The sequence below is a fragment of the Intrasporangium oryzae NRRL B-24470 genome (assembly GCF_000576595.1).
In the GTDB taxonomy this organism is placed as follows: domain Bacteria; phylum Actinomycetota; class Actinomycetes; order Actinomycetales; family Dermatophilaceae; genus Intrasporangium_C; species Intrasporangium_C oryzae.
The window spans coordinates 78,811-101,403 of the sequence record NZ_AWSA01000009.1 but is presented as its reverse complement, the minus strand read 5'-3'; the positions used below and the strand labels follow the sequence as shown (position 1 = coordinate 101,403).

Sequence of the window (22,593 nt, the reverse complement as noted above, 5' to 3'; positions counted from 1 at the left end):
TACTGCCGGCCTCTTGCGAGAGCTCTCGCGTTTTAACCCGGCCATGATCGTCTTGCCTGCGCCAGGGTCGTTAGCCCGCAGGAATCGCAGGGGGGCGCGGCAGTAGTTCGCCGTAGACGGCGCTGATGTGCGAGAGCAAGCCCGCCTCGGCCGAGCGATGGAGCACCTGATGCCCAATCCGCCCCGTCGCCTTGAAGGGTCAGCTCGGAAGCATCCTCACGGTGCCGGTGGACCTCAACCACGCCCACCAGCTCCGGGCAAGATTCGGCAACTCGTTGGTCGGCCGATAGGTACTCGAGCTACACGCCCGCTTCTATCGTGCGCCCTGGCATCAGCTGCCGCCTAGCTCCTAGCTCACCAGCAGCGCCGTCAGGCCATCTACTCCTGGCGCGAGCGTCACCGACTGGGGGATCCCGATCGAGCCCATCCCTGGGCGGGTGACAGGCGTCACGCTCCGGGCTGGGGCTGGGGTCGGGGACCGAGCGAAGATGTGCCAAGGACGCCAGATGGAGCGCCCCCGCCAACATGGAAGGGCGCTCCATCTGTTGCTATACCGTCAGGTCACGGGCATCAGGTGGTCGGCGATGTGCAGGCCTGCCGCCCGGACCTCCTGAGCGCGAGAGTGGGGGGTCTTTCCGCCCTCGGGGACGAAGCCGATCGACACCCACTCGGCCGGCGCCCAGTCGAGCTCGTCAAGTTTCTTGAACGTCGCACGGGCCGCCTCGACGTCACCATCGCAACGGCTGAGGATCGTGAACAGCGCCCCAGCAAGGGCCTTGACGGTCGCGCCAGAGCCGAGGATCGACCTCGTGCGAAGCTCGTTAGCGGCGTCAGCCAACTCGCTGTCCGGCTTGTCCAGCACCTCAGCGATGTCCTTGACACTCGTGACGAACTCCACGAGGAGTTCCGCTGCAGTGTTGGCCTCGTCCTGCGAGACCCGTCCCTTGCGGCGACCGGGCTTGCCGGACCACCCGTACGTCACGATGCTCACAGCGTCGAACAGCGTGCCGGTGGTGGTCAGCTTGCCCGACGTGCGTCCCGCGGTGCCCTTCTCGCGCTCGATCAGCTGGCCGAGGCGGTGATCCTCGACAGTGTGGTTCACAGCGATGGCGATGGGGTCGCGCATGTCGTAGCTAACGCCGAGGCTCTTGGGAACCGGCTTCTGCGTGCGGTTGACGTCGTTGAAGGCCTGACGACGCTTGTCACGGTCTGCCTCGACGATGAAGCTCACGACGATGGTGTCGTCGGCCTTCTCGTTTTCCTCGTCGTCGTGAGCGGCGAGCTGACGCTCGATTCCGACGCCCCGGTGCATGCCGTCTCCGAGGCTGCGCGCGATGCGGGCATCGACCCAGATGAAGCCGATCTTGTCGGTGATCACCTTGCCGTCGACGGTCAGCGGTTCGAACTCGGGGTCCCTGTGCAGAAACGCCATGAGTCCGGGCAGGAAGTAGTCCGGGACCTCGTCGATGTACCTGGCGATGTCCTCGGCGTGCTGCGGGTCGGTGATGCGCTGCTCGCGGCTGTCGAGGCTGCCCGACTCCGGGTGCGGCGGGATGATGCTGTTCGCCTCGCGGAGGGTCAGAGTGGCCGTGTAGATGACGCGACCGCCCATGGATCCCTTCTGTACGAGGATCTTGGTTCCGGAACGGAACTCGTTCATGATGGTGTCCTAACTGCTCCCGTCGACTGCGGCTACCAACCACGGGTGGTCGGCGGGGGCAGTTCCTATTGTGTCATGGATCCGAGAGCTCTCGCAAGAGCTGTTGAAAAATTTCTCATAGCTGTTGCGAGAGCTGGGGGATCCAGCTTCGGCTTTCGCCCGCCTACGGTCAGATGGCCGATGACGCATGGCAGAAGGTCGGCTGGGTTGGCTGCGCAACACTTCGTGGGCTCGATTTGATGCCTTTGGGTCGGGGTGCCACTAGAGCCAGTCGCAGAGAGCGTTGTGCTGTTCCAGCAGCCCCTTGGAGGGCGCCGTCTGGTGGGACTCGAACTCGAGCTGGCGGCCTTCCAGCGACTCATAGGTCGGATCTGACCGAAGGCCCGGAGTGAGGCGAACGGTGTAGTCGCTGGCTGTGATCGTCAGAAGGTGCAGGTCGAAGAGAGTATGGATGTCGGCGCGGAGCAGTAGCCCGTTGTCAACGCGGTCGGTGTGGTCTCCCTTGTAGCTTGAGATGTGTGCCGCCTCCAGGATGGCCTCCAGGTTGGTCCCCGTGACAACACAGCGGCGTCGGTAGACGCGCAGCAGGGCATCGCGAAAGGCCTTGCGGCCCCGGCGGATGACAACGACGCGGGGGACGAGCTCTCGCTGGTCCTCGCCGAGACCAGCGACGTCGATCCGCGATTCGGGATCGTCCGACACGCCGTCGAGCGCTTGTTGGTAGGGGTCCGCGATCATGAGTCCAAGCCGCTGCTCTAGCCAGCTCACACCGTGATCCGGGATGAGCGTGACTGGGTTCAGCCGGCCGGGCGCCTTCGCGTGATCCCGCACCTCGCCCCAGTCGATCTCAATGTCGAGGTCTTGGAATTCTGCCAAGTCGATCCGGTAGTGGTAGTCGCCTCTCCGCCTATCGCCCGGCGACCACGCATGTGGGGTGCCTTCGAGCAAAGGCGTCTTGTCGCCGGTGGCTCTAGCTCGCCCGACGATGCGACCGGGTGAACCGGTGACCCAGAAGTAGACGGCGTTGCCCGCACCCAGGCCCCGCCAGTTCTTCTGGAGGTCCCAGAAGCCGTTTCGCTTGGCGTAGTCCCAGTGCTCGGGAACTTCTCTGTCGATCAAGATGATGCGTGTGGACATGCCGAGCCTCTCGAGGAGGCGGGGAGGCATGTCCTTGGTCGGAAGCCTGTCGATCCGCGATTTGGGTGTCGGGTCGATCAGGTCAGGTCTGCGATGTGGCGGAGCGTCTGCGGGTCGGGTGAGTAGATGCCGACGCCCTGCATCCCGCGGGTTAGCAGGACCTTGTAGACGTTGCGCACCAGCCGGTCGAAGTCCACGTCCTGCACCTGGGTCAGGCTCCGCAGGGCAGGATCTTTGTTGGCGCCGCGGACGATCCGCCAGGAGCCACTGCGCCACACGAGGTCAGGCCCGATGATCACTCCGGCGAAGTCGTACTCGAAACCCTGCGCCGTGTAGATGCAGCCGACCTGACCGAAGCCGGCCGGGTCCGTCGCCCAGAGTGGCGCCGGAGGGGCACCACCGATCGCGCGGTCGCCCTTGAGGTTCCACGGTCGTGACCAGTGGCCGATCTGCACGTCGGGCACCAAAGAACCATCGGGGCGCGGGTCGCTCCACGGCCAGCAGTACCCGGCGCTCATCCGCGCGCCATAGCCGGCGGACTGTTTGGCCGCCAGCCACGCCTCGAGCTCTTGGGGGCTCTCCATGACCTCGACGGCGAAGTGGTCATCGCCAGCCCACCGGTGCGCGGTAGCGCCGCCCAGACCCAGCAACCCCTCGATCCACTGGATGTACTCCAACGAGCCGCCACAGCGGAACTGGTCGTCCAGGTCGACCTGCATCACGTCGATGCCTCGGGCCGCGGCGGCAGCGCGGATGTCCGCGACCGTGCCCATCTCTCCGGGGCGCACCACCTGGAACTGGTCCAAGAGGAACACCGGTGTGCGAGCCACCGACAGCAGCTCGTCGATCTGGGGGCGCCCTGTCCGCATCTCGGCGCGGGTGTACCGGTTGATCGACGTCTCGCGGATTCGATGGGCCTCGTCGAGGATCACGCAGTCGAGCGAGTTGGGCTCCATCGACATGAAGGAGTTGAAGTAGAGGAAGGCCTTTCGGACGCGCGGGTTCCGGGCTGCAGCAACTTTCCGAAGGGTCGTGGTGAAGGACTGCGACCCGGTCGCATGGATCACTGTGCGTCCCTGGCGGCTCAGCTCACCCATGAGCGAGAGCGCGATGACGCTCTTGCCGCTGCCTGGCCCTCCCGAAATGATGACCGCGGTCTTCGTGTTCGACCGAGACGCCTTCCGGACGCTGTGCAACACGTAGCTGTACGCGTCCTTCTGCTCGTCGAGCAGGGTGAACATCTCACGTCGTTGCACCTCGTCAGCGGCGACGGCCATGAGCTGCCGCGAGGGGCGAATCGCGCTGCCGAGCAACTGGTCGGCCGCAGCAGCACCGCTCTCAGGCGCGAAGATCTCCTGTAGGTACTCGCGCAGCGCCGCGCGACGCTGCCCCGTGAACAGGCGTCCCGCCGGTGACTCACCCACCTCCAGGAGGTCACCCACGCATTGGTCGGTGGCGTTGTGGAGGTAGGCGATCCCTCGGACCGCGTCCGTGGTGTCCGCGAGCGTCGCGGTGAAGTCCGCTAGGTACTCGACATAACCGCTCACCTGCCGGGTCGGGTGCGTGACCGGCCGACTCCCGTAGCCACCCACCAGGACCAGCTCGTCGCTGTCCTCGAACCGCTCGGCGTCCGTCCACTGCTTGAGCTCGACCACGACGTATGCCGGTCTGCCCGTCCGGCGGTCGAGGCCCGCGAGCACCACGTCGGCTCGTTTGCTCGTGAGGGGCAGCTGGAACTCGATAAGCATCTCGACTCCCGACAGCCCCGCACCGCGGAGGTCGGCTGCGATGACAGGCAGGCTGCGGCTCCACGATCGCCGCTCGCCGGGCGAGGGGTAACGGCCAGTGGAGTGCTTCATCTGCTCTGCAAGACGCGCTTCAAGCTGGAGCTCCAGCGCGGAGAAACTGCCTGCGGAACAGCGCAGCAGTGATGACACATCGAACTCCCGAACAGCACGACATGAGCGTGCGGGGGAGCATGTCCGTGCGTGGAAGCTCGTCGATCCGCGTTGACCTGGTCACTCTAACCACCGACCGACCCGGATGCGCCGGACGGTGGCAGTGCCGACCGCGTGACGCAGGATGGCGTCATGACAAACGACGCGTACACCGTCGCCCACCTGGAGGCCGACCTTCGCACGTTCCGCGATGAGCGGGACTGGGCCAAGTTCCACGACCCCAAGTCTCTGGTTCTCGCGCTGGTCGGGGAGGGCGGCGAGCTCGCCGAGCTGTTCCAGTGGATACCGGCGGACGAGGCGCAGGCGGAGTTCTCCGCGGGCCGACGACGAGAACGGGCCGCCGAGGAGATGGCAGATGTCCTGATCTACCTCGTCAACCTTGCCGATGTCCTCGGCATCGACCTGGTGACGTCGGCGCGCGAGAAGATGCGAGTTGCCCGAGAGCGGTTCCCGGTGGAACGGCACCGGGGGACGGCGCCCGTCAAGACGTGACGAAGGAGGTCTTGGAGATCGAGTCTCCTTGAGACCTCTTGACATCGAGATGTCGTGCGACGTCTCGATGCGATGACTCCCGGCGATCGTGGGCGTGTCGCGGTCATTCGGCGTCACTCGTTGCGATGCAGACGACCGCCGGCCACGGATCCCGAAAACGACGAAACCGCAGGTCAGTGGCATACTGACCTGCGGTTTCGGGTGGTGGCCAGGGACGGGGTCGAACCGCCGACCTTCCGATTTTCAGTCGGACGCTCTACCAACTGAGCTACCTGGCCGGGCCGTGTGGAACTATAGCGGACCACCCGGCCGAACTCCCAACCGGCTCGGACCGGCCCCTCCGACGCTGGCCCCAAGCCCGCCGCACACCCCACCGCCCAGCCACCTCGGTGCCCCGGCGACCGCCCACGAGGGCCCACGATCCGGACGCCACCACGACCCCGTTCGGAGCCCCCACAGACTGGGTATGAAGCCCCGGCGATTTCCGCTGACACGTCACCTTGCAGCGCCTCGTGAGAGAATCGCTCGACTTCATTCATCGACCCATCGGGGGAGAGCACATGTCCGAGACAGGATCCGCGCTGAACGGCGAGTGGGAGTTCGACCCCGCGCACACCCGCATCGGGTTCTCGGCGCGCCACGCGATGGTCACCACGGTCCGGGGCTCGTTCAACGACGTGGAGGGCCACTTCCACGCAGACCTCGACGACATGGGCAAGTCCACGGCGACCGTCCGGCTCAAGACGGCGAGTGTCGACACCCGCAACCAGCAGCGCGACGACCACCTCCGGAGCGCCGACTTCTTCGACGTCGAGAAGTGGCCGGAGATCCTTTTCGAGAGCACCCAGATCGAAGAGGTCCAGGACAACGCCTACATCGTCACCGGCGACCTGACGATCCGCGACATCACGAAGCAGATCACCATCCCGCTCGAGCTCATGGGCATCCAGACCGACGCGTTCGGCGCCCTCCGCGCCGGCTTCGAGGGCTCTCGCCGCATCAACCGCCGCGACTACGGCCTCGAGTGGAACATGCCCCTCGACGCCGGTGGCCTCCTCGTCTCCGAGCGCATCTCGCTCGAGTTCGAGATCTCGGCCATCAAGCAGGGCGACGACGGCGAGGCCGTCACCGACGGCGAGACCGACCAGGCCGAGAACGCCGACCAGGGCGACCAGGGCGAGAACGCTGACCAGGGCGAGGGCCACGAGGGCTGACGCCCCCACACGAGGCCGTATGCCGCGGAGCCGGCTCAGCGGCATGCGAACGCCGCGTGCCGGGCGAGGCGGCCCGACCCCGGCGCCGGTGACCTCCGCCGTGACGTTCCCGCTGACACGACGAAGGGCCGGCTCCCACTGAGGTGATCTCAGGGGAGCCGGCCCTTTCGCATGCCGGGGTGGCGGTGAGGCTCAGGCCGCGCCTGGCCCCTTCTTGCGGACCTCCTCGACGTGCGACATCGCGCCACGCAGCTCGTCGAGCCAGTCGCTCTCGTGCTGTCCGACGAGCTTGACGCACCAGGCGAGGGCTTCGGCCCGGGACCGGGCGACGCCGGCCTCGACGAGCGTGTCGAGAACGAGGCGCTCGGGCTGGCGCAGCCTGGTCATCGCCGGCGCGGCGACGTGGGTGAACAGCTCGGTGCGGTCGCCCACTCGAACGGCCCACGAGACCTTGCGGTCGAAGCGGTGCTCGGCCTCGCGGGCGATCTCGATGCGGTGCTTCCGGGTGTCCTCGCGGAACGCCTTGGCACGCCCGGCGCGAGCCTCGCTCCGCTCGGCGTCGCTCGTGCCGTCTGGCAGGTCGACGTCGGCGACGGTGAGCACGATCGTGATCTCCTCACGGTCGACGGTCACCTCCGGAGGCTCGACCTTCCACTCCTCGGGCAGGCGGCCGGTGAACCAGCCGCGTACCTTCTCGGTTCCTTCATGAGTAATCATGTAATCATGATTACTCGATTACGCCGCTGCGTCAACGAGGCGTCGTCGAGATCCTCTCCGGCGTCTCTGGAGCCTCCGGCGCCTGTTGGCCCTGAGCTTCAGCAGCCCCCGACGCGACCGCGCCAGCCTCAGCCGGAGAGACCCCGGCCTCGGCCCCGAGCGTTCCGCTCACCTCGTTCTTCCACAGCGAGCTCGGCCACCACATCCGCGGACCCACGTCGAGGTTGAGAGCCGTCACGAGCACCGACCGGACGATGAGGGTGTCGAGCAGCACCCCGAGCGCCACGGCGAAGCCGATCTCGGCGAAGGCCACGATCGGGAGCGTCGCCAGCACGGCGAACGTGCCCGCCAGCACGAGCCCGGCCGAGGTGATGACGCCACCGGTGGCGGCGAGACCCATGAGTGCACCCCTCCGCGTCCCGACAACCCGAGCCTCCTCGTGGACGCGGGTCATGAGGAAGATGTTGTAGTCGATCCCGAGCGCGACGAGGAAGACGAACACGAAGAGTGGGAAGGACGAGTCCGTCCCGGCGAATCCGAAGAGGTGCTGGAACGCGAGCGCGCTCAGCCCCAGGGCGGCCCCGAACGACAGGACCACCGTCGCGACCAGGATGAGCGGGGCCGTGATCGCGCGGAGCAGCAGGATGAGGATGAGCAGCACGACGCCGAGGATGAGCGGGATGATCCGCAGGTTGTCGGTGGCCGAGGCTCGCTCGGTGTCGGCCCGCGTCGCGGTGTTGCCGCCGGCGATCGCGTCCGCGCCCGGGACGGCGTGGACGACGTCGCGGATCCGGTCGACCGTCGCGACAGCCGCCTCCGAGTCCGGAGCATCGGCCAGCGTCGCCTGGATCAGCGCGCGGTCACCCCGGGTCACCGGCTCCGACACGGCACTGATGCCGGAGACCGGAGCGAGAGCGGTCTTGACCGCCTGGACCTGGTCGGCGGCCGCGATGACGAGCACGGGCGAGCCGGCACCCGCCGGGAAGTGCCGGGCCAGGATCTCCTCGCCGACGACCGACTCGGGCTTGTTGTAGAACGAGTCCTTGTTCTGCAGGCCGACGGCGTTGAGCTGGAGAATCCCGAGCGCGGCCACGGCGAGCGCCGCCGCGGTCACGACCCAGGTGCGACGCGGGGCGCGGGCGATCCGGGCGCCGACCTTTGACCAGAAGCCCGTCGTCGTCCCGTCGACCGAGCCGAACGTCGGCCGGACCGGCCAGAACACCCAGCGCCCGACGATGACGAGCAGCGCAGGCAGGAGCGTCAGCATGACGAGCAGGCCGACGGCGATGCCGATCGCGGCGACCGGACCGAGGCCCTTCGTCGAGCTCATCGAGGCGACGAGGAGGCAGAGCATGCCGGCGATGACGGTCGAACCGGAGGCGAGGATGGCCGGCCCGGCCCGGTGGAGCGCGAAGGCCATCGCCTCGTGGCGGTCCTCGTGCCGGCGCAGTTCCTCCCGGTACCGCGCCACGAGCAGGAGCGCATAGTCCGTCCCGGCCCCGAAGACGATGACCGTGAGAATGCCCGAGCTCTGCGCGTTGACCGTGAGCGCGCCGCCGTCGGCGAGGAAGTAGATGACGGCCTGCGCGACGAAGAGCGCCACCACCGCGGAGACGACCGGGACGAGCCAGAGGACCGGGCTGCGGTACGTGATGAGCAGGATGACGATGACGACCGCCATCGCTGAGTAGAGCAGCTTGCCGTCGAGCCCCGCGAACGCCTCCGACGAGTCGGCGGCCTGGCCGACGGGCCCGGTCACGTGCATCGACAGCCCGGCAGGCCGGTCCGCACCGGCCGCGCGCATCTGCTTGACCGTCTCGCCGAGCGCCTGCCACCCGTCCGGTCCGGCGTCGACGGGCACGATGAGCTGGAGGGCCTGCTTGTCAGCCGAGGGAATCGGTCCGACGACGCCGCTCTTGACGTTCGCCAGCGCCTCGAACGCCTTGACCTGCCCCTGCACAGCCGCGACGTCCGCCGGCGTCAGCCCGGACGCCCGCTCGTAGACGACGACAGCGGGGAACTCGTTCTTCGACTGGAACGCCTCGAGCTGCTTGACCACTTGGGTCGACTCCGCGGCCGCGGGCAGCCACGACGTCGCGTCGTTGTTGAGCGAGTCGTTGAGCTTCCCCGCCGGCGACGCCGCGAGCGCCATGATGACGAGCCAGAAGCCCAGCACGAGCCACTTGCCGACCCGTGACGACGGCATCTTCGCGAGCCGCCCCACCCCGTTGGTCCTCGAGTCGCTCATGAACCTGCCCCTTCCCCCGGTTGTGCGGGCCGCGCCCCTGCGGGCCCTCGTTCAACGCTAGGTCTCTCTCGCCGACCTGCACAGGGCTGCCGCCGCCTTTCGGGGTCGTGAGGGCTCGCGTTTCAGGGTCCCGTCAGGGTCGACCCTGACCCGCCCGTATGCCGCTGGGCTCCCTCCCAGCCAGGTGAACGCGGTGTTCGGTGTCGAACTCAGCGGTATACCGCTGAGTTCGACACCGAACACCGCGTTCACTTCACGTGTGGCGGCCAAGGGGCGCGCAGGACCGCCGGCCGTGAACGGCAGCGCGCTGGGAGGCGGTCGGTGCGCGGGAGGCAGCCCGGCGGCATACAGTCGGCTCGTGCAGTTCCTCAACGGCCTCCAGCCCCAGCTCGACCTGACCTACGACGACGTCTTCATGGTCCCGAGCCGCTCGTCGGTGACGAGCCGCCTCGACGTCGACCTCGCGAGCGTCGACGGAACGGGAACGACGATCCCGCTCGTCGTCGCCAACATGACCGCGATCGCCGGCCGCCGCATGGCCGAGACGATCGCCCGGCGCGGCGGCCTCGCCGTCATCCCGCAGGACATCCCGGTCGACGTCGTCGCGGACGTCGTGCACTGGGTCAAGGAGCGCCACCTCGTCCACGACACCCCGATCACGCTCGACCCGCACATGACGGCGGGCGAGGCGCTCGTCCTGCTCGGAAAGCGCGCCCACGGCGTCGCGGTTGTCGTCGAGGGGACGCGACCGGTCGGCATCGTCAGCGACAAGGACCTCACCGGCGTGGACCGTTTCACCCAGGTCCTCGACGTCATGCACACCGACGTCGTCGTCCTGCCCGAGGACATCGGCCCGCAGGAGGCGTTCGAGCGGCTCTCGGAGGTGCGGCGCAAGGCGGCCCCGGTGGTCTCGGCCGCCGGCGACCTCGTCGGCATCCTCACCCGCGGCGGGGCGCTGCGCTCCGGCCTCTACACCCCGGCCGTCGACGCGGACGGCCACCTGCGCGTCGCCGCTGCGATCGGGATCAACGGCGACGTCGCGCTCAAGGCGAAGCAGGTCCTCGACACCGGCGCCGACGTCCTCGTCATCGATACCGCGCACGGCCACCAGGACAAGATGATCGAGGCGCTGCGTGCCGTCCGGGCGCTCGACCCGCAGGTTCCCGTCGTCGCCGGCAACGTCGTGTCAGCCGTCGGCACCCGCGAGCTCATCGAGGCGGGCGCCGACATCGTCAAGGTCGGTGTCGGTCCCGGTGCGATGTGCACGACCCGCATGATGACCGCCGTGGGCCGCCCGCAGTTCTCCGCGGTCCTCGAATGTGCCACGGCCGCAAGGGGACTCGGCAAGCACGTCTGGGCCGATGGCGGCGTCCGCCACCCCCGTGACGTCGCCCTCGCCCTCGCGGCCGGTGCGTCCAACGTCATGATCGGGTCGTGGTTCGCCGGCACCCTCGAGTCGCCCGGCGACCTCTACACCGACAACGACGGCCGCCAGTACAAGGAGTCCTTCGGCATGGCGAGCTCGCGTGCCGTCCGCAACCGGACCGCGACCGACACCGAGTACGACCGCGCCCGCAAGGCCCTCTTCGAGGAGGGCATCAGCACCGCGCGCATGTACATCGACCCGGCTCGCCCGTCCGTCGAGGACGTCGTCGACGAGATCATCGCCGGCCTCCGCAGCAGCTGCACCTACGCCGGCGCCCGGACGCTCGAGGAGTTCCACGAGCGGGCCATCGTCGGCCTGCAGAGCACCGCCGGCTTCGCCGAAGGCCGTCCGCTGCACACCTCCTGGTGACGGCCCGGCCCTGAGCGTCCCAGCCGCAGCGCGCCCGCGCTGGGCAGCACGACCGGGCCCAGCGGCATACGCCTCGAGGGGTATGCCGCTGAGCCCGTCACGCTCGTGCGCTCAGCGCCGCTTGCGGCCGATCTCGACGACCCGCCAGCCGCGCTCGTGGGCGAGCTCGCGGAGCTCCTTGTCGGGGTTGACCGCGACGGCGGTACCGACGCGCTCCATCATCGGCAGGTCGCTCACCGAGTCACTGAAGGCGCTGCAGCGGTCGAGGTCGTAGCCGCGCTCGGCCGCGAGCTTCTCGATCTCGACGACCTTGCCCGCGCCGTAGCAGAACTCGCCGACGAGGCGACCGGTGTAGCGGCCGTCCTCGAGCTCGCTCCGCGTCGCGACGGCGCCCTCGAGCCCGAGCTCCTCGGCGATGGGCGCGACGAGCTCGATGGGCGAGGCCGACACGACGATCCGGTCGTAGCCGGCCGCCCGGCACTCGGCGAGGAGGTCCAGCGACTCGGGGATGGCCCGGCCCACCACCCGCGGCACGATCGCGTGGGCAAGGTGGATGATGTCGGACTGCCGGATCCCGGCGACCGCGCCGAGGATCCGCTCGCGCAGGGCGGCGGATCCCTCGTCGGTCGAGCCCTTCCGGTGGAAGGAGATCGCGTTGAACGTGTCCTTGACGAGGTCACGCCACGGGACGTGCCCGCTCCGGAAGGCGGCGATGGCCAGCGGGTAGTTGGCCGACCCGCGGATCAGCGTGCGGTCGAGGTCGAAGAAGGCTGCGGCGGACGCCGGCCGCGCGATGGCGTCAGACAACACGGGCCGCCTGGGGGAGACGGAAGCTCGCACGGGCCGGCCGGGGCGCACGGACCGTGGGGGCCTGGTTGATCCGCGCCGTGGCGGTGCGCTTCGGCGGCAGGGCGAGGCGGAAGACCTTGGCCCAGGCCTGGCCGACCTGGCGGGGCATCGGACCGGTCGTGTAGGGCAGGCCGTAGCGCTCGCAGATCTCGCGCACCTCGACGGCGACCTCGTAGTAGCGGTTGGACGGCAGGTCGGGGAAGCAGTGGTGCTCGATCTGGTGGCTGAGGTTGCCGGTCATGAGGTGCAGCAGCTTGCTGCCGGAGATGTTGGCCGAGCCGAGCATCTGGCGGATGTACCAGTCGCCTCGGGTCTCGCCCTCGATCTCCTCCTCGGTGAAGACGTCGACCCCGTCGGGGAAGTGGCCACAGAAGATGACCGAGTGGGCCCAGACGTTGCGGATGGCGTTGGCGGTGAAGGTGCCGATGAGCGCCTGCTTGCCCGAGCCGAACACCGCGGCCGCACCGGGCGTCGCGACGTAGTCCTTGGCGGCCTGGCGCGCGGCCTTCTTGCCGAGGGCCTTGAGGGACTTCTTGAGGTCGTCGGTCGACTTCTCGCCTTCCTTCCACGCCTCGAGCTCGAGGTCGTAGATGGCGATACCCCACTCGAAGAACGGTGCAAGGACCATGTTGATGGCCGGGTTGAGGATGTTGTGGGGCTGCCAGGGCTGCTCGTCGGACATGCGCAGCGTGGAGTAGCCCACGTCCTTGTCCTTGCCGAGGACGTTGGTCCACGTGTGGTGGAGGTCGTTGTGGGTGTGCTTCCACGCCGCGGCGGGCGTGACGAAGTCCCACTCCCACGTCGTCGAGTGGATGTCGGGGTCGCGCATCCAGTCCCACTGGCCGTGGAGGACGTTGTGGCCGATCTCCATGTTCTCGAGGATCTTGGCGACCGACAGCATCGCGGTGCCGGCGAAGAACGCCGACTTGCGCTTGGAGAACAGGAGGGTCGCGCGACCGGCGAGCTCGAGGGTGCGCTGCACCGCGATGACGCGGCGAATGTAGGCCGCGTCCTTGGCGCCGCGCGAGGCGATGATGCGGTCGCGGACGGCGTCGAGCTCCTGGCCGAGACGCTCGACGTCGGCGTCACTGAGGTGTGCGGCAGCGGCGGGACGGACGGACGGGCCACCGGTAGCGGCGAGGACGGGCTTCCTGGGCCGGACCTGCAGGCTCTGGCCCTGGGTGGCGGGCTTGTTCAGCGTGGCGGTCATGGGGTGTTTCCCTTCTCAGATGTCCAGGTGGACGGGTCCAGCGGCAGCATTGATGCAGGTCTGGATGAGCTCGCCCTCGTCTCCGTGCACCTCTCCGGTGCGCAGGTCGCGGACCTTGCCGGCGACGAGGGGGGTGAGGCAGCTTCGGCAGATGCCCATGCGGCATCCGCTCGGCATGACGACGCCGCATTCCTCACCCGCGTCGAGGAGGGGGACGTCGCCGCCGGCCTCGACCTCCTTGTCGGACTTCTCGAACGTCACGAGTCCGCCCGCACCGCCGGTTCCCGGGAGCAGGACGGGCGCGAAGCGCTCGATGGTGAGCTGGGCCTGACCGTCGTCGCCGCTGTGCTCCCACAGCTCGGTGGCGGCGTCGAGGAAGTCGCTCGGCCCGCAGGCGTATGCCGCTCGGCTGCGCCAGTCGGGACAGAGCGTCTCGAGGTCGGTCGGGTCGGTCAGGTCAAGGCGGCGGCCGCCCTCCTCGCGGGTGTACCAGTGCCGGACCGTGAGCCCGGGGAACTGGTCGGCGAGCTCGAGGAGCTCGTCGCGGAAGAGCGCGTCCGCCGCGGTGCGTGCGGAGTGGATGAGCACGACGTCGGCGTCGGGTCGACGCGGGACGAGGGTGCGGATCATCGACATGACGGGAGTCAGGCCGCTGCCCGCGGTGAGCATGAGGAGCGGGCGGGGGTGCGCCGGCAGGACGAAGTCGCCCTGAGGCACGTTGAGGAAGAGGATGTCGCCGACCTTGGTGTCACGGGCGAGCGCCGTCGAGACGAAGCCGATGGCCGTGACCGTGATGGCCGGGTCGTGGCCCGCGGCGGCCGACAGCGAGTAGCTGCGCCACTGGCGCACGCCGTCGATCTCGACCCCGATTCGGGCCCACTGGCCGGCGGCGTGGGCGTTCCAGCCGCGGCCGGGGTGGAAGTGGATGGTGGTGGAGTCTGCCGTCTCGCGAACGACCTTCGTGACGACCCCCCGGAGCTGGCGGGTCGAGGCCAGCGGGTTGACCAAGGCCAGGAAGTCCTCGGGCGCGAGCGGCGTCGTCAGGAGGGACGCCATGCGTCGAAGAGCGCGGATCTGGGCCATGTAACCAACTATGGGTGCTGCACGGTCCTGAAGTCTTGGACCGCGGCGTACTCTTCTCATCAGGAAACTATCGCGAGACGACAGAAAACTCGGGAACTCATATGGTCCACAGCACGTTCGACCCCCCTTGGTTGTATCTGCCGACCGAAATCAGCGATGTCCTGCGACCCGTCGTCGGAGACGTCGTCGAGGCGATCATCGAGGGCATCCCGATCGACGTCCCGGTGTATGCGATGCCGATGGAAGGGCGCTTCGGACAGGGCGTGCGACAGGGCGTCCAGGTGGCCCTCCACCGCTTCCTCGACCTGCCCGGGACTCACCTGCCCGCCCTCTCCGAGGACGGCAAATGGGTCTACGAGGGGCTTGGGCGGGGGGAGGTGCGGTCCGGGCGGAGCCTCGAGTCGCTGCTCGCGGCATACCGCTCGGGCGCCCGGGTCACGTTCCGCACGATCTCGCGCCTCGTCGACGTCTCGCAGCTCACGCCGGAGGTGCTCATGGCGCTCGGGGAGTCGCTCTTCGCCTACATCGACGAGCTCTCCGCGGCGAGCGCCCAGGGGTACGCCCAGGAGCAGTCCGAGCGCGCCGGCGAGCAGCAGCGGCTGCGCGGCGAGCTCGTCGAGATGATCCTGCGCGGCGACGCGACCGACGGCGCGGTGGCGCGGGCCGCGGCCGCGATCGGGTGGACGCTCCCCGAGGTCGTCGTCGTCGGCGTCGTGCCGTTCCCGCACGTCGACGGCCTACGGTCCGTGCTCGGGCCAGATGCTCTCGTCGCCGAACGGGGGACCGACGTCGTGATCATCTACCCGTTCGGCAACCGCGCGGCGCGCCGGACGTCGCTCGAGCGGGCGCTGCGTGGCCGTCGGGCCATCGTCGGGCCGGCCCGCCACTGGCAGCATGCAGGCGAGTCGCTGCACCTCGCCGACGCGGCCGGCGTCCACCACGTCACGCCCGGAACCGACCTGCCCGCCGACGCTGACCCGCCCGTCTGGGTCGAGGAGCACCTCGCCCAGCTCATCGTCCATGCGGAGCCGACCGCCGTGGCCGACCTCGCCGTGCGTCGGCTCGCCCCCCTCGACGGGCTGCGGCCGGTCGTGCGCGAACGTCTTGCCGAGACGCTGCTGTCGTGGCTGCGGCACCAGGGGCAGCGTGCGCCGATCGCCCAGGAGCTGTTCGTCCACCAGCAGACCGTGGGTTACCGCGTGGCCCAGCTGAGGGAGCAGTTCGGAGAGGCCCTCGACGACCCCGAGGCCCGGTTCGAGCTCGAGCTGGTCCTGCGCGCCGGCCACCGCTGACCCCGGGCTCGGTCCCGGCCGGTCCCGGCCGGGGGGAGCGGCATACGTCATGCGGGAAATGCGAGAGGCGCCACTCCTCAAGGAGTGGCGCCTCTCGTCTGGGCGACCCCGACCGGGCTCGAACCGGCGACCTCCGCCGTGACAGGGCGGCGCGCTAACCAACTGCGCTACGGGGCCTTGCTGGGTACTGCTGGTGGTGCTGGATCTGCGTGCGGTACGGGTGGAACTGTACCGCGTATCCCCAACGGGATTCGAACCCGTGCTGCCGCCGTGAAAGGGCGGAGTCCTAGGCCGCTAGACGATGGGGACTCGATCCGTTTTGGGAACGACGAAACTATAGGGGACGTTTCGCAGCCTCACCAAATCGGCTCCTCGCACGCTCGGATCAGCCCTTCGCCCACGCCCTGACGTCCTCGACGGCCCACGTCGTGACGATGCGTTCGGCCGGGATGCCGAGGCGTTCGGCGCGCTCGCAACCGAGCGACTTCATGTCGAGCTGGCCCGGCGCGTGGGCGTCCGAGTCGATCGTGAAGAGGCACCCGAGGTCGCGCGCCAGCTCGATCAGCTCGTCCGGCGGGTCGCACCGCTCGGGCCGCGAGTTGATCTCGACGGCGACGTCGTTCTCGAGGCACGCGCGGAAGACCTTCTCGGCGTCGAACTGCGACTGCGGCCGGGTGCCGCGCCCGCCCGTGACGAGCCGGCCGGTGCAGTGGGCGAGGACGTTGGTCCGCGGGTTGCGCACGGCCGCGACCATCCGGGGCGTCATCTCGTATGCCGGTTGGCGCAGCTTGGAGTGGATCGACGCGGTCACGACGTCGAGCTGGTCAAGCATGTCGTCGTCCTGGTCGAGGGTGCCGTCGAGGTGGATGTCGACCTCGATGCCCTTGAGCAGGGTGAACGTGCCACCGAGGCTCGCGTTGATCGCATCGACCCTGCGGAGCTGCTCGCCGAGCCGCTCCCGGGTCAGGCCGTTGGCGACCTTGAGCCGGGGCGAATGGTCGGTGAGGGCCAGCCACTCGTGGCCGAGCTCGACGCCGGCGAGGACCATCTCCTCGATCGGGCTGCCGCCGTCGCTCCAGCTCGAGTGGATGTGCAGGTCTCCGCGAAGGGCGGCATAGAGCTCGGCCCCTCCGGTCGTCAGCGGCTCGCCGTGCTTCTCCTCCGTCGAGGCGAGGTAGGCGGGCATGACGCCCCGCACCGCCTGGCCGATGATGGCAGCACTCGAGTCGCCGATCCCCTTGATCTGCTTGAGCGTTCCGGCCTCGACCCGTTCGCGGAGCTCGTCGTCGGGCACGAGGGTGATGGCCTCGATCGCGCGGCGGAAGGCGTCGACGCGGTAGCTGCTCTCGCGTCCGCGTTCGAGGAGGAAGCAGATGCGGCGGAGCGCCTCGATCGGGCTCATCGGCGCCTGCGGAGGGATCGGCTGCTCCATCGGGTCAGCCTAGCCACGGCCCGGCGCGACCGCGGGAGCCCAGAGGTGCGGGTTTGTCGGAAGGGTGCAGCCTGCAGCCCCGCACCCTTCCGACAACCGCGCGGCGATCCGGCGCGGACTACGGAACGACCGTCACGACCGGCCCGTAGCGCGCGGCGACCCACCCCGGTGACGGCCCCTCGTCGGCGGTGACGACGACGCGGTCGGTGCGCCCGTCGAGGCGGAGGCCGATCAGGGTGACTCCTGCCGCCTGCCACGCCGGCGCATCGGCCTGGATCTGCGCGACGAGGCGCTCCTTCTCCCCGATCGAGTGCGCGGCCGTGACGAACGCGACGTCGTCGGGCGAGGGCATGGCGCTCCTCACGAGCGACTGGACCGTCGGGTCGGGGCGAGTGAGCGCGACGACGATGCGCGTGTTGGAGGCGTCAGCGGCATACGCGCCGGAGAAGACGTCGGAGTGGACGGACTCGAGCTGGGGCTCGATCGCCGCGAACGCCGCGGTCTGCGCGGTCGCAGCGCCGGCGAACCACCGCGACGGGTCGCCCGCAGGAGGAACGGCTGGCGAGCCGGCCGAGGGGGCCGACGGCGCGAGCCCCTGGGCCGACGGGCTCGCCTTGCCACCGGTAGCCGCATCGTTGGCCCGCTCGGGCGCGTTCGCTCCGGAAGCCGCCGAGGTCCCGGATGTCCCGGTCGTGGAGTTCTGGACGAGCCACGTGCCTCCACCGATCGCGCCACCGACGACCAGCACTGCCGCGGCGCCGAGGAGGACCGACCGGCGGCGGGCAGAGCGGGCGCGGCCGCGGAGGATCGCGCGCTGGACGAAGAGGTCGTCGCGTGGGGGTTCGAGGTCGTTCACGGTGCCCAGCGCCTTTCGCAGCTGCTCCTCACCCGGGCCGCCGGGTCGGGCGAAGTCCTCGTCATGGGGGTCGACGGTCATGTCGCTGCTCCCGCTCCGGTCAGGGGTGGTTCGGCGAGCCGGGTCCGCAAGGCCGCGAGGCCGCGCGAGATCTGGCTCTTGATGGTGCCCTCGGCGACCCCGGTGCACTCGGCGATCTGGGGCACGGTGAGGTCCTCCCAGAAGCGCAGGACGAGGATGGCGCGCTGCTTGTCGGGCAGGTCGGCGAGCAGCCCGTTGAGGGTCATCGCGAGGGCGTGGTCGTGGTCGTTCGCCGGCGGCTCGGGGGTGGTGTCGGTGAGGACCTCGCGGCGCCGTCGTCGCTGGTCGTTGAGGTAGAGGTTCATCATCGTGCGGCGCGTGTAGGCGGTCTCTGCGCCGAGGCTGATCCGCGGCCACGCGACGTACACCCGGGCGAGCGCCTCCTGGACGAGCTCGTCGCCGTCGGCCCAGTTCCCGCACAGCAGGAACGCGCGCCGCCGCAGCATCGTCTGCCGCTCGACGACGAATGCGCGGAACGCCGCCTCGTCCGTGCGTCTCATCAGCTCCCCGGTCGGTTGGGCCGCCCCCGGTGCGCTGCCCGGGACGGTCGTGTCACGTCCTACACCTGCTGAGACACCGCGGCGGCGCGAACCGTTGCATGTCGCTTCCGCGTCTGAAGGACAGTCCAGCCGGTATGCCGCTGGGCCGGCTCCTGCTCAGCCGACCCGTCCCAGCGCGACGAGGGCGTGCAGCAGGGCGGCGAGGGTCTCACTGTCGGTGATCGCGCCGTCGCGGACCAGGGCGACGACCTCGGTGAGGGGGACCCGGCGGACGTGGCTGATGCCCTCCTCCTCCCGGTCCTGGACGTCACGGCCCTTGATGCCGGGGGCGGGGGAGAGGCCGGTGGCGAGGAAGACGTGCTCGGGCGCCCGGCAGATGCCGTTGAGGGCGTCCATGCCGCCGATCCGACGCCACTCCGAGGCCGCGAGCCCGGTCTCCTCCGCGAGCTCCCGCTGGGCGGCGACGAGGGGGTCCTGCCCATCGGTGCCGCCGGCGGGGACCTCGATCGAGGATCCGACGGTGTGCCGGTCGACGGTCACGAGCACGACCTCGTCGTCGTCGGTCAGGGCCACGACGAAGACCGCTGGACGACGCACCTCGACGACGCCGTAGAGGCCCTCGGTTCCGTCCGGGCGGGTGACGACGTCCTCGTGGACGACGATCCAGGGGTTCTCGTAGGCGACGCGGGTCTGGCGTACCGGCCAGCTCATCGGAGGCTCTCGGTGCACATGCGCCCATCGTGGCGCAGGGCTGGCGGCCTCGTCAGGTCCAGGAGGTCCGCCGGGGCGGAGTTGTTGCGGGGTTCGGCGCGTCATACGGGCTGGAGCTTGTCCGCCGGGGCGGAGTTATTGCGGGGTTCGGCGCGTCGGGGCCGGTGCTTGTCCGCCGGGGCGGAGTTGTTGTGGCGTTCGGCGCGTCGGGGCCGGTGCTTGTCCGCCGGGGCGGAGTTGTTGTGGCGTCGGACGGCGGCGCGCAGGCCCGGGCTCACGCGGCGGCGGACTCGAGGGCGAGGAGGTACTCCTTGGCGGCCAGGCCGCCGAGGTAGCCGCCGAGGGTCCCGTCGGACCGGACTACGCGGTGGCACGGGACGACGAGCGGGAGGGGGTTCGTCGCGCACGCCGTGCCGACCGCCCGGACCGCGCGCGGGTTGCCCGCGGCGAGCGCGACCTGGCCGTAGCTCTCCGTCGAGCCGTACGGGATGTGCTGGAGGTGATGCAGGACCTCGAGCCGGAACCCGCGCGCCAGCCGAAGGTCGACAGGCACGTCGAACGTCCGGCGCCGGCCGGCGAAGTAGTCGTCGAGCTCACGCGCGATCTCGTCGAAACCCTTGGCGTTCTTCAGGATCCGGGATCCGATGCTCGTCGCGAGTGAGGCGAGGACGTGGTCGTGGTCCTCCGACTCGTACGCGACCCGGACGAGTCCGGCGTCCGTTGCGGCGACGAGCAACCGGCCGACGGGGGAGTCGACGGTGCGGTACGTGACGTCGACGAGAGCATCGTCGGCAGCGCGAGCGAGCAGGCGCTCGCGCAAGGACTCGAGGACAACGTCGTCCGTGGCGGACTTGCGGCCGAGGGCTTCGATCACCCGGTCAGACATGGGAACTCACTCCATCCAAGAGGTAGGTGCGGCGCAGTGCTGCGATGCCGTCGGCGGCCGCGCGCCGGGCGGCCGCTGCGGTGCCGCCCACGAGGCCTGCGACGTCGGCGTGGGGCAGGCCCGCGACGTGGTGGTAGGCGACACAGAGCCGTTGCTTGTCGGGTAGGCCGGCGAGCGCCGACCAGAGGGCGTCGTCGGGCAGGGCGCCCTCGGGCCCGTCTTCATGTCTTGTCGGTTGTTCGGGGAGCGCCTCGACGGGGATCGCGCGGCGTGCCTGGGCCCGTCGCACGTCGATCGCCTTGCGGTGCGCGATCGTGACGAGCCAGGCCCGGACGTTGGCGTCGTCGGGCAGCTCGGGCCAGGCGCGCAGGGCCGAGAGGAAGGCCTCGGACCACGCGTCCTCGGCGTCGTCCGGGCCGACGACGGCGCGACAGACGCGCAGCACGACGGCGCCGTGGTCTGCGACGGCCTGCTCGAACGGTTGCTTCATGCCCTGTAGACGCTCCGACCCGCGCGCGTGTGAGGTCGGCCCAGCATCCCACGCCGACGCACTCGCCTCTTTCTGCCGTGCCCGGTCCCCCTGCCAGTTCCCCCCATCACACCTGCCAAGTGAACGCGGTGTTCGGTGCCGAACTCAGTGGTGTACCGCTGAGTTCGGCACCGAACACCGCGTTCACTTCGCGGGGGAGGGTGCGCGGAGCCCCCGAGGGAGGGGGCACCCCGGAGGGAGGGTGCGCGGAGCCCCCGAGGGAGGGGGCGCCCCGGAGGGAGGGGGCAGAGGTATGCCGCTGGGCCGGGTCGACGGGAGAAGCGCGCCCGGGCGGCTATCAGAAGAGGCGGCCGACCTCGTCGGCGGGAGGCTCCTCGAGCGAGAGGAGGAAGCGCTTGCGGTCGAGGCCCCCGGCATACCCCACGAGGGAGCCGTCGGCGCCGATGACGCGGTGGCACGGCACGACGACGGCGATCGGGTTGCGGCCGTTGGCCGTGCCGACGGCCTGGGCGAGGTTGCGGTCGCCGAGGGCCCGGGCGAGGTCGCCGTAGGAGCGGGTCTCGCCGTAGGGGATCTCGCGCAGGAGCGCCCAGACCTTCTGGTGGAACTCGTCGCCGCGGGGCGCCAGGGGCAGGTCGAACTCGGTCCGCTCCCCGGCGAAGTACTGGCCGAGCTGCAGCGCCGCGCTCGCGAACGGCTCGGCGGCCGGGTCGCCGGGCCGGCCGAGCGTGTCGTCGTCGGGTCGGTACTTCGCGGCGTCCATGAGCAGGTGGGTGATCGACCCACCCTCCGCGACGACGGTGAGCTCGCCGATCGGTGACGGGACGACGACGTGCTCGGTCCCCTCGACGGTCGCGACGCGGTCGACGTGCTCGGCGGTCACCGCAGCCTCACCGGCCCGTCACCGCGCGGTCCCCGTCGCACCGCCCGGTGCGCCGCCCGCCGCCCGATCCGTCGCGCCGGGCGTCGTGCCGGCACCGGTGCCCGGAGTCGACCCGTGGGCCGCCACGATGTCCTCGTGCGTCGGCACGGGGAACTCGGCCGCGTAGTCGCCGTAGGCGCGGGGGTCCTCGGACGGCTCGAGGTGGCAGGTGAGGGCGATCTCGCCGAAGCGCTCGTGGACGGCGGTCTCGACCTCCTCCATGAGGTCGTGTCCCTGCTGGACGGTCCAGGCTCCCGGGACGAGGACATGGACCTCGGCGAAGCGGTGGTGTCCGGCGACGCGCGTGCGCAGCGCGTGGAAGTGGACCTCGGAGGTGACGAACCCGGCCAGGATCTCGGCGATCTCGCGGTTGTCCTCCTTCGACATGGCGACGTCCATGAGCCCCTCGACGGACTCCTGGAGGAGCTTCCAGCCGGTGATGACGATGTTGAGGCCGACGAGGAAGGCGATGATCGGGTCGAGCCGCTGGATGCCGGTGATCCCGACGAGGAGGACGCCGACGACGACACCGGCCGAGGTCCACACGTCGGTCATCAGGTGCTTGCCGTCGGCCGTCAGGGTGAGCGAGCGGTGCTTACGTCCGGCGCGGAGGAGCACGATGGAGACGCCGCCGTTGATGGCGGAGGCGAAGACCGAGATCCCGAGGCCGATCCCGACGTTCTCGATCGGCTGCGGGTGCAGGAACCGCTCGACCGCGGTCCACATGATCACCAGGGCGGCGATGAAGATCATCTGGCCCTCGAGCGCGGCGGAGAAGTACTCGGCCTTGCTGTGCCCGAAGTGGTGGTTCTTGTCCGCCGGCATCGCCGCCACCTTGAGGGCGATGAGGACCGCGACCGCTGCGACGAGGTTGACGACCGACTCGGCCGCGTCGGAGAGCAGACCCACCGAGCCGGTGATCTGCCACGCCACGACCTTGAGCGTGATCGTCACGATCGCGGCCGCGATCGACAGGTAGGCGAAACGGCTCAGGTCTCGGGTCTGTGGGATTCGATCTGCGACGGGCAACGGGACGGAGGGTGGAGTCGTGGACACACCC

At 69.8% G+C, this 22,593-nt stretch carries 20 protein-coding genes and 3 tRNA genes; 4 read left to right on the top strand and 19 right to left on the bottom strand.

The window, feature by feature from the left end; genetic code table 11:
- Window positions 1-556 precede the first annotated feature (556 nt).
- From N865_RS05935 to N865_RS05925, 3 genes are all read right to left on the bottom strand, one after another.
- Window positions 557-1,660 carry a DNA sulfur modification protein DndB gene (locus N865_RS05935; RefSeq protein ID WP_034802756.1) on the bottom strand — a complete coding sequence of 368 codons (1,104 nt, stop codon included), beginning with the start codon at window positions 1,658-1,660 and terminating at the stop codon, window positions 557-559.
- A gap of 261 nt (window positions 1,661-1,921) precedes the next feature.
- Window positions 1,922-2,797 (bottom strand): HNH endonuclease, encoded by an 876-nt coding sequence (locus tag N865_RS21625; RefSeq protein WP_169735705.1) that lies wholly within the window; start codon window positions 2,795-2,797, stop codon window positions 1,922-1,924.
- Window positions 2,798-2,874: 77 nt separating this feature from the next.
- Window positions 2,875-4,656, bottom strand: coding sequence for a DUF2075 domain-containing protein (locus N865_RS05925; protein WP_034802752.1), 1,782 nt, complete (start codon window positions 4,654-4,656; stop codon window positions 2,875-2,877).
- A gap of 231 nt (window positions 4,657-4,887) precedes the next feature.
- On the opposite strand from N865_RS05925, the gene N865_RS05920 reads away from it, so the two are divergent.
- Window positions 4,888-5,247: a nucleotide pyrophosphohydrolase gene (locus N865_RS05920; protein ID WP_034802749.1), complete on the top strand. Its 360-nt coding sequence runs from the start codon at window positions 4,888-4,890 to the stop codon at window positions 5,245-5,247.
- A 202-nt stretch (window positions 5,248-5,449) separates the two neighbouring features.
- Here the strand turns inward: N865_RS05920 and N865_RS05915 are convergent.
- Window positions 5,450-5,525: transfer RNA gene (locus N865_RS05915), tRNA-Phe, on the bottom strand.
- 282 nt (window positions 5,526-5,807) lie between these two features.
- On the opposite strand from N865_RS05915, the gene N865_RS05910 reads away from it, so the two are divergent.
- Entirely contained in the window at window positions 5,808-6,461 is a 654-nt protein-coding gene (locus tag N865_RS05910; RefSeq protein WP_051510251.1) for a YceI family protein, read from the top strand.
- 192 nt (window positions 6,462-6,653) lie between these two features.
- Here N865_RS05910 and N865_RS05905 read toward each other — a convergent pair whose 3' ends face one another.
- Together N865_RS05905 and N865_RS05900 are read right to left on the bottom strand one after the other, a co-directional pair.
- Complete coding sequence (locus N865_RS05905) at window positions 6,654-7,178, bottom strand: hypothetical protein (protein ID WP_034802746.1); 525 nt, start codon at window positions 7,176-7,178, stop codon at window positions 6,654-6,656.
- Between the two features lie 31 nt (window positions 7,179-7,209).
- Complete coding sequence (locus tag N865_RS05900; protein WP_084327983.1) at window positions 7,210-9,426, bottom strand: MMPL family transporter; 2,217 nt, start codon at window positions 9,424-9,426, stop codon at window positions 7,210-7,212.
- A 358-nt stretch (window positions 9,427-9,784) separates the two neighbouring features.
- Between N865_RS05900 and N865_RS05895 the strand changes: the two genes are divergently transcribed.
- Window positions 9,785-11,221 carry a GuaB1 family IMP dehydrogenase-related protein gene (locus tag N865_RS05895; protein WP_034802743.1) on the top strand — a complete coding sequence of 479 codons (1,437 nt, stop codon included), beginning with the start codon at window positions 9,785-9,787 and terminating at the stop codon, window positions 11,219-11,221.
- Between the two features lie 111 nt (window positions 11,222-11,332).
- Here N865_RS05895 and N865_RS05890 read toward each other — a convergent pair whose 3' ends face one another.
- Genes N865_RS05890 through N865_RS05880 form a run of 3 tightly spaced genes read right to left on the bottom strand, consistent with a single transcriptional unit; the run spans window position 11,333 to window position 14,363 of the window.
- Complete coding sequence (locus N865_RS05890; RefSeq protein ID WP_034802740.1) at window positions 11,333-12,031, bottom strand: HAD family hydrolase; 699 nt, start codon at window positions 12,029-12,031, stop codon at window positions 11,333-11,335.
- Window positions 12,021-13,280 carry a fatty acid desaturase family protein gene (locus N865_RS05885; RefSeq protein WP_034802738.1) on the bottom strand — a complete coding sequence of 420 codons (1,260 nt, stop codon included), beginning with the start codon at window positions 13,278-13,280 and terminating at the stop codon, window positions 12,021-12,023. Before N865_RS05885 ends, N865_RS05890 begins: the two co-directional genes overlap by 11 nt.
- A 15-nt stretch (window positions 13,281-13,295) precedes the next feature.
- Window positions 13,296-14,363, bottom strand: coding sequence for a ferredoxin reductase (locus N865_RS05880; protein WP_034802735.1), 1,068 nt, complete (start codon window positions 14,361-14,363; stop codon window positions 13,296-13,298).
- Between the two features lie 131 nt (window positions 14,364-14,494).
- Here N865_RS05880 and N865_RS05875 point away from each other — a divergent pair, with 131 nt between their 5' ends.
- Complete coding sequence (locus N865_RS05875; RefSeq protein ID WP_322786054.1) at window positions 14,495-15,655, top strand: helix-turn-helix domain-containing protein; 1,161 nt, start codon at window positions 14,495-14,497, stop codon at window positions 15,653-15,655.
- Between the two features lie 103 nt (window positions 15,656-15,758).
- Here N865_RS05875 and N865_RS05870 read toward each other — a convergent pair.
- The 10 genes from N865_RS05870 to N865_RS05825 form a co-directional block, all read right to left on the bottom strand.
- Window positions 15,759-15,832 (bottom strand) — tRNA-Asp (locus tag N865_RS05870).
- A gap of 59 nt (window positions 15,833-15,891) precedes the next feature.
- Window positions 15,892-15,964 (bottom strand) — tRNA-Glu (locus N865_RS05865).
- A gap of 76 nt (window positions 15,965-16,040) precedes the next feature.
- A complete protein-coding gene (locus N865_RS05860; protein WP_034802730.1) occupies window positions 16,041-17,087 on the bottom strand; it encodes a PHP domain-containing protein in 1,047 nt (348 codons plus the stop codon).
- A gap of 118 nt (window positions 17,088-17,205) precedes the next feature.
- Window positions 17,206-18,024, bottom strand: coding sequence for a hypothetical protein (locus tag N865_RS05855; RefSeq protein WP_034802727.1), 819 nt, complete (start codon window positions 18,022-18,024; stop codon window positions 17,206-17,208).
- Window positions 18,021-18,524: a SigE family RNA polymerase sigma factor gene (locus tag N865_RS05850; protein ID WP_034802723.1), complete on the bottom strand. Its 504-nt coding sequence runs from the start codon at window positions 18,522-18,524 to the stop codon at window positions 18,021-18,023. The genes N865_RS05855 and N865_RS05850 overlap by 4 nt, the downstream gene beginning before the upstream one ends.
- A 156-nt stretch (window positions 18,525-18,680) precedes the next feature.
- A complete protein-coding gene (locus N865_RS05845) occupies window positions 18,681-19,235 on the bottom strand; it encodes an NUDIX domain-containing protein (RefSeq protein ID WP_034802720.1) in 555 nt (184 codons plus the stop codon).
- 274 nt (window positions 19,236-19,509) lie between these two features.
- Complete coding sequence (locus tag N865_RS05840; RefSeq protein WP_051510250.1) at window positions 19,510-20,121, bottom strand: methylated-DNA--[protein]-cysteine S-methyltransferase; 612 nt, start codon at window positions 20,119-20,121, stop codon at window positions 19,510-19,512.
- Window positions 20,114-20,611: an RNA polymerase sigma factor gene (locus N865_RS05835; protein ID WP_034802714.1), complete on the bottom strand. Its 498-nt coding sequence runs from the start codon at window positions 20,609-20,611 to the stop codon at window positions 20,114-20,116. Before N865_RS05835 ends, N865_RS05840 begins: the two co-directional genes overlap by 8 nt.
- A gap of 337 nt (window positions 20,612-20,948) precedes the next feature.
- Window positions 20,949-21,494, bottom strand: coding sequence for a methylated-DNA--[protein]-cysteine S-methyltransferase (locus N865_RS05830; RefSeq protein WP_051510249.1), 546 nt, complete (start codon window positions 21,492-21,494; stop codon window positions 20,949-20,951).
- An 18-nt stretch (window positions 21,495-21,512) separates the two neighbouring features.
- Window positions 21,513-22,589, bottom strand: coding sequence for a cation diffusion facilitator family transporter (locus tag N865_RS05825; RefSeq protein ID WP_245603681.1), 1,077 nt, complete (start codon window positions 22,587-22,589; stop codon window positions 21,513-21,515).
- Between the last annotated feature and the right edge of the window lie 4 nt (window positions 22,590-22,593).

Coding starts and splice junctions, on each gene's coding strand:
- N865_RS05905 (WP_034802746.1), bottom strand. CDS start 7,178: ATGATTACTCATGAAGGAACCGAGAAGGTACGCGGCTGGTTCACCGGC.
- N865_RS05900 (WP_084327983.1), bottom strand. CDS start 9,426: ATGAGCGACTCGAGGACCAACGGGGTGGGGCGGCTCGCGAAGATGCCG.
- N865_RS21625 (WP_169735705.1), bottom strand. CDS start 2,797: ATGTCCACACGCATCATCTTGATCGACAGAGAAGTTCCCGAGCACTGG.
- N865_RS05880 (WP_034802735.1), bottom strand. CDS start 14,363: ATGGCCCAGATCCGCGCTCTTCGACGCATGGCGTCCCTCCTGACGACG.
- N865_RS05855 (WP_034802727.1), bottom strand. CDS start 18,024: ATGACCGTCGACCCCCATGACGAGGACTTCGCCCGACCCGGCGGCCCG.
- N865_RS05885 (WP_034802738.1), bottom strand. CDS start 13,280: ATGACCGCCACGCTGAACAAGCCCGCCACCCAGGGCCAGAGCCTGCAG.
- N865_RS05845 (WP_034802720.1), bottom strand. CDS start 19,235: ATGAGCTGGCCGGTACGCCAGACCCGCGTCGCCTACGAGAACCCCTGG.
- N865_RS05935 (WP_034802756.1), bottom strand. CDS start 1,660: ATGAACGAGTTCCGTTCCGGAACCAAGATCCTCGTACAGAAGGGATCC.
- N865_RS05850 (WP_034802723.1), bottom strand. CDS start 18,524: ATGAGACGCACGGACGAGGCGGCGTTCCGCGCATTCGTCGTCGAGCGG.
- N865_RS05925 (WP_034802752.1), bottom strand. CDS start 4,656: ATGAAGCACTCCACTGGCCGTTACCCCTCGCCCGGCGAGCGGCGATCG.
- N865_RS05910 (WP_051510251.1), top strand. CDS start 5,808: ATGTCCGAGACAGGATCCGCGCTGAACGGCGAGTGGGAGTTCGACCCC.
- N865_RS05840 (WP_051510250.1), bottom strand. CDS start 20,121: ATGTCTGACCGGGTGATCGAAGCCCTCGGCCGCAAGTCCGCCACGGAC.
- N865_RS05860 (WP_034802730.1), bottom strand. CDS start 17,087: ATGGAGCAGCCGATCCCTCCGCAGGCGCCGATGAGCCCGATCGAGGCG.
- N865_RS05835 (WP_034802714.1), bottom strand. CDS start 20,611: ATGAAGCAACCGTTCGAGCAGGCCGTCGCAGACCACGGCGCCGTCGTG.
- N865_RS05920 (WP_034802749.1), top strand. CDS start 4,888: ATGACAAACGACGCGTACACCGTCGCCCACCTGGAGGCCGACCTTCGC.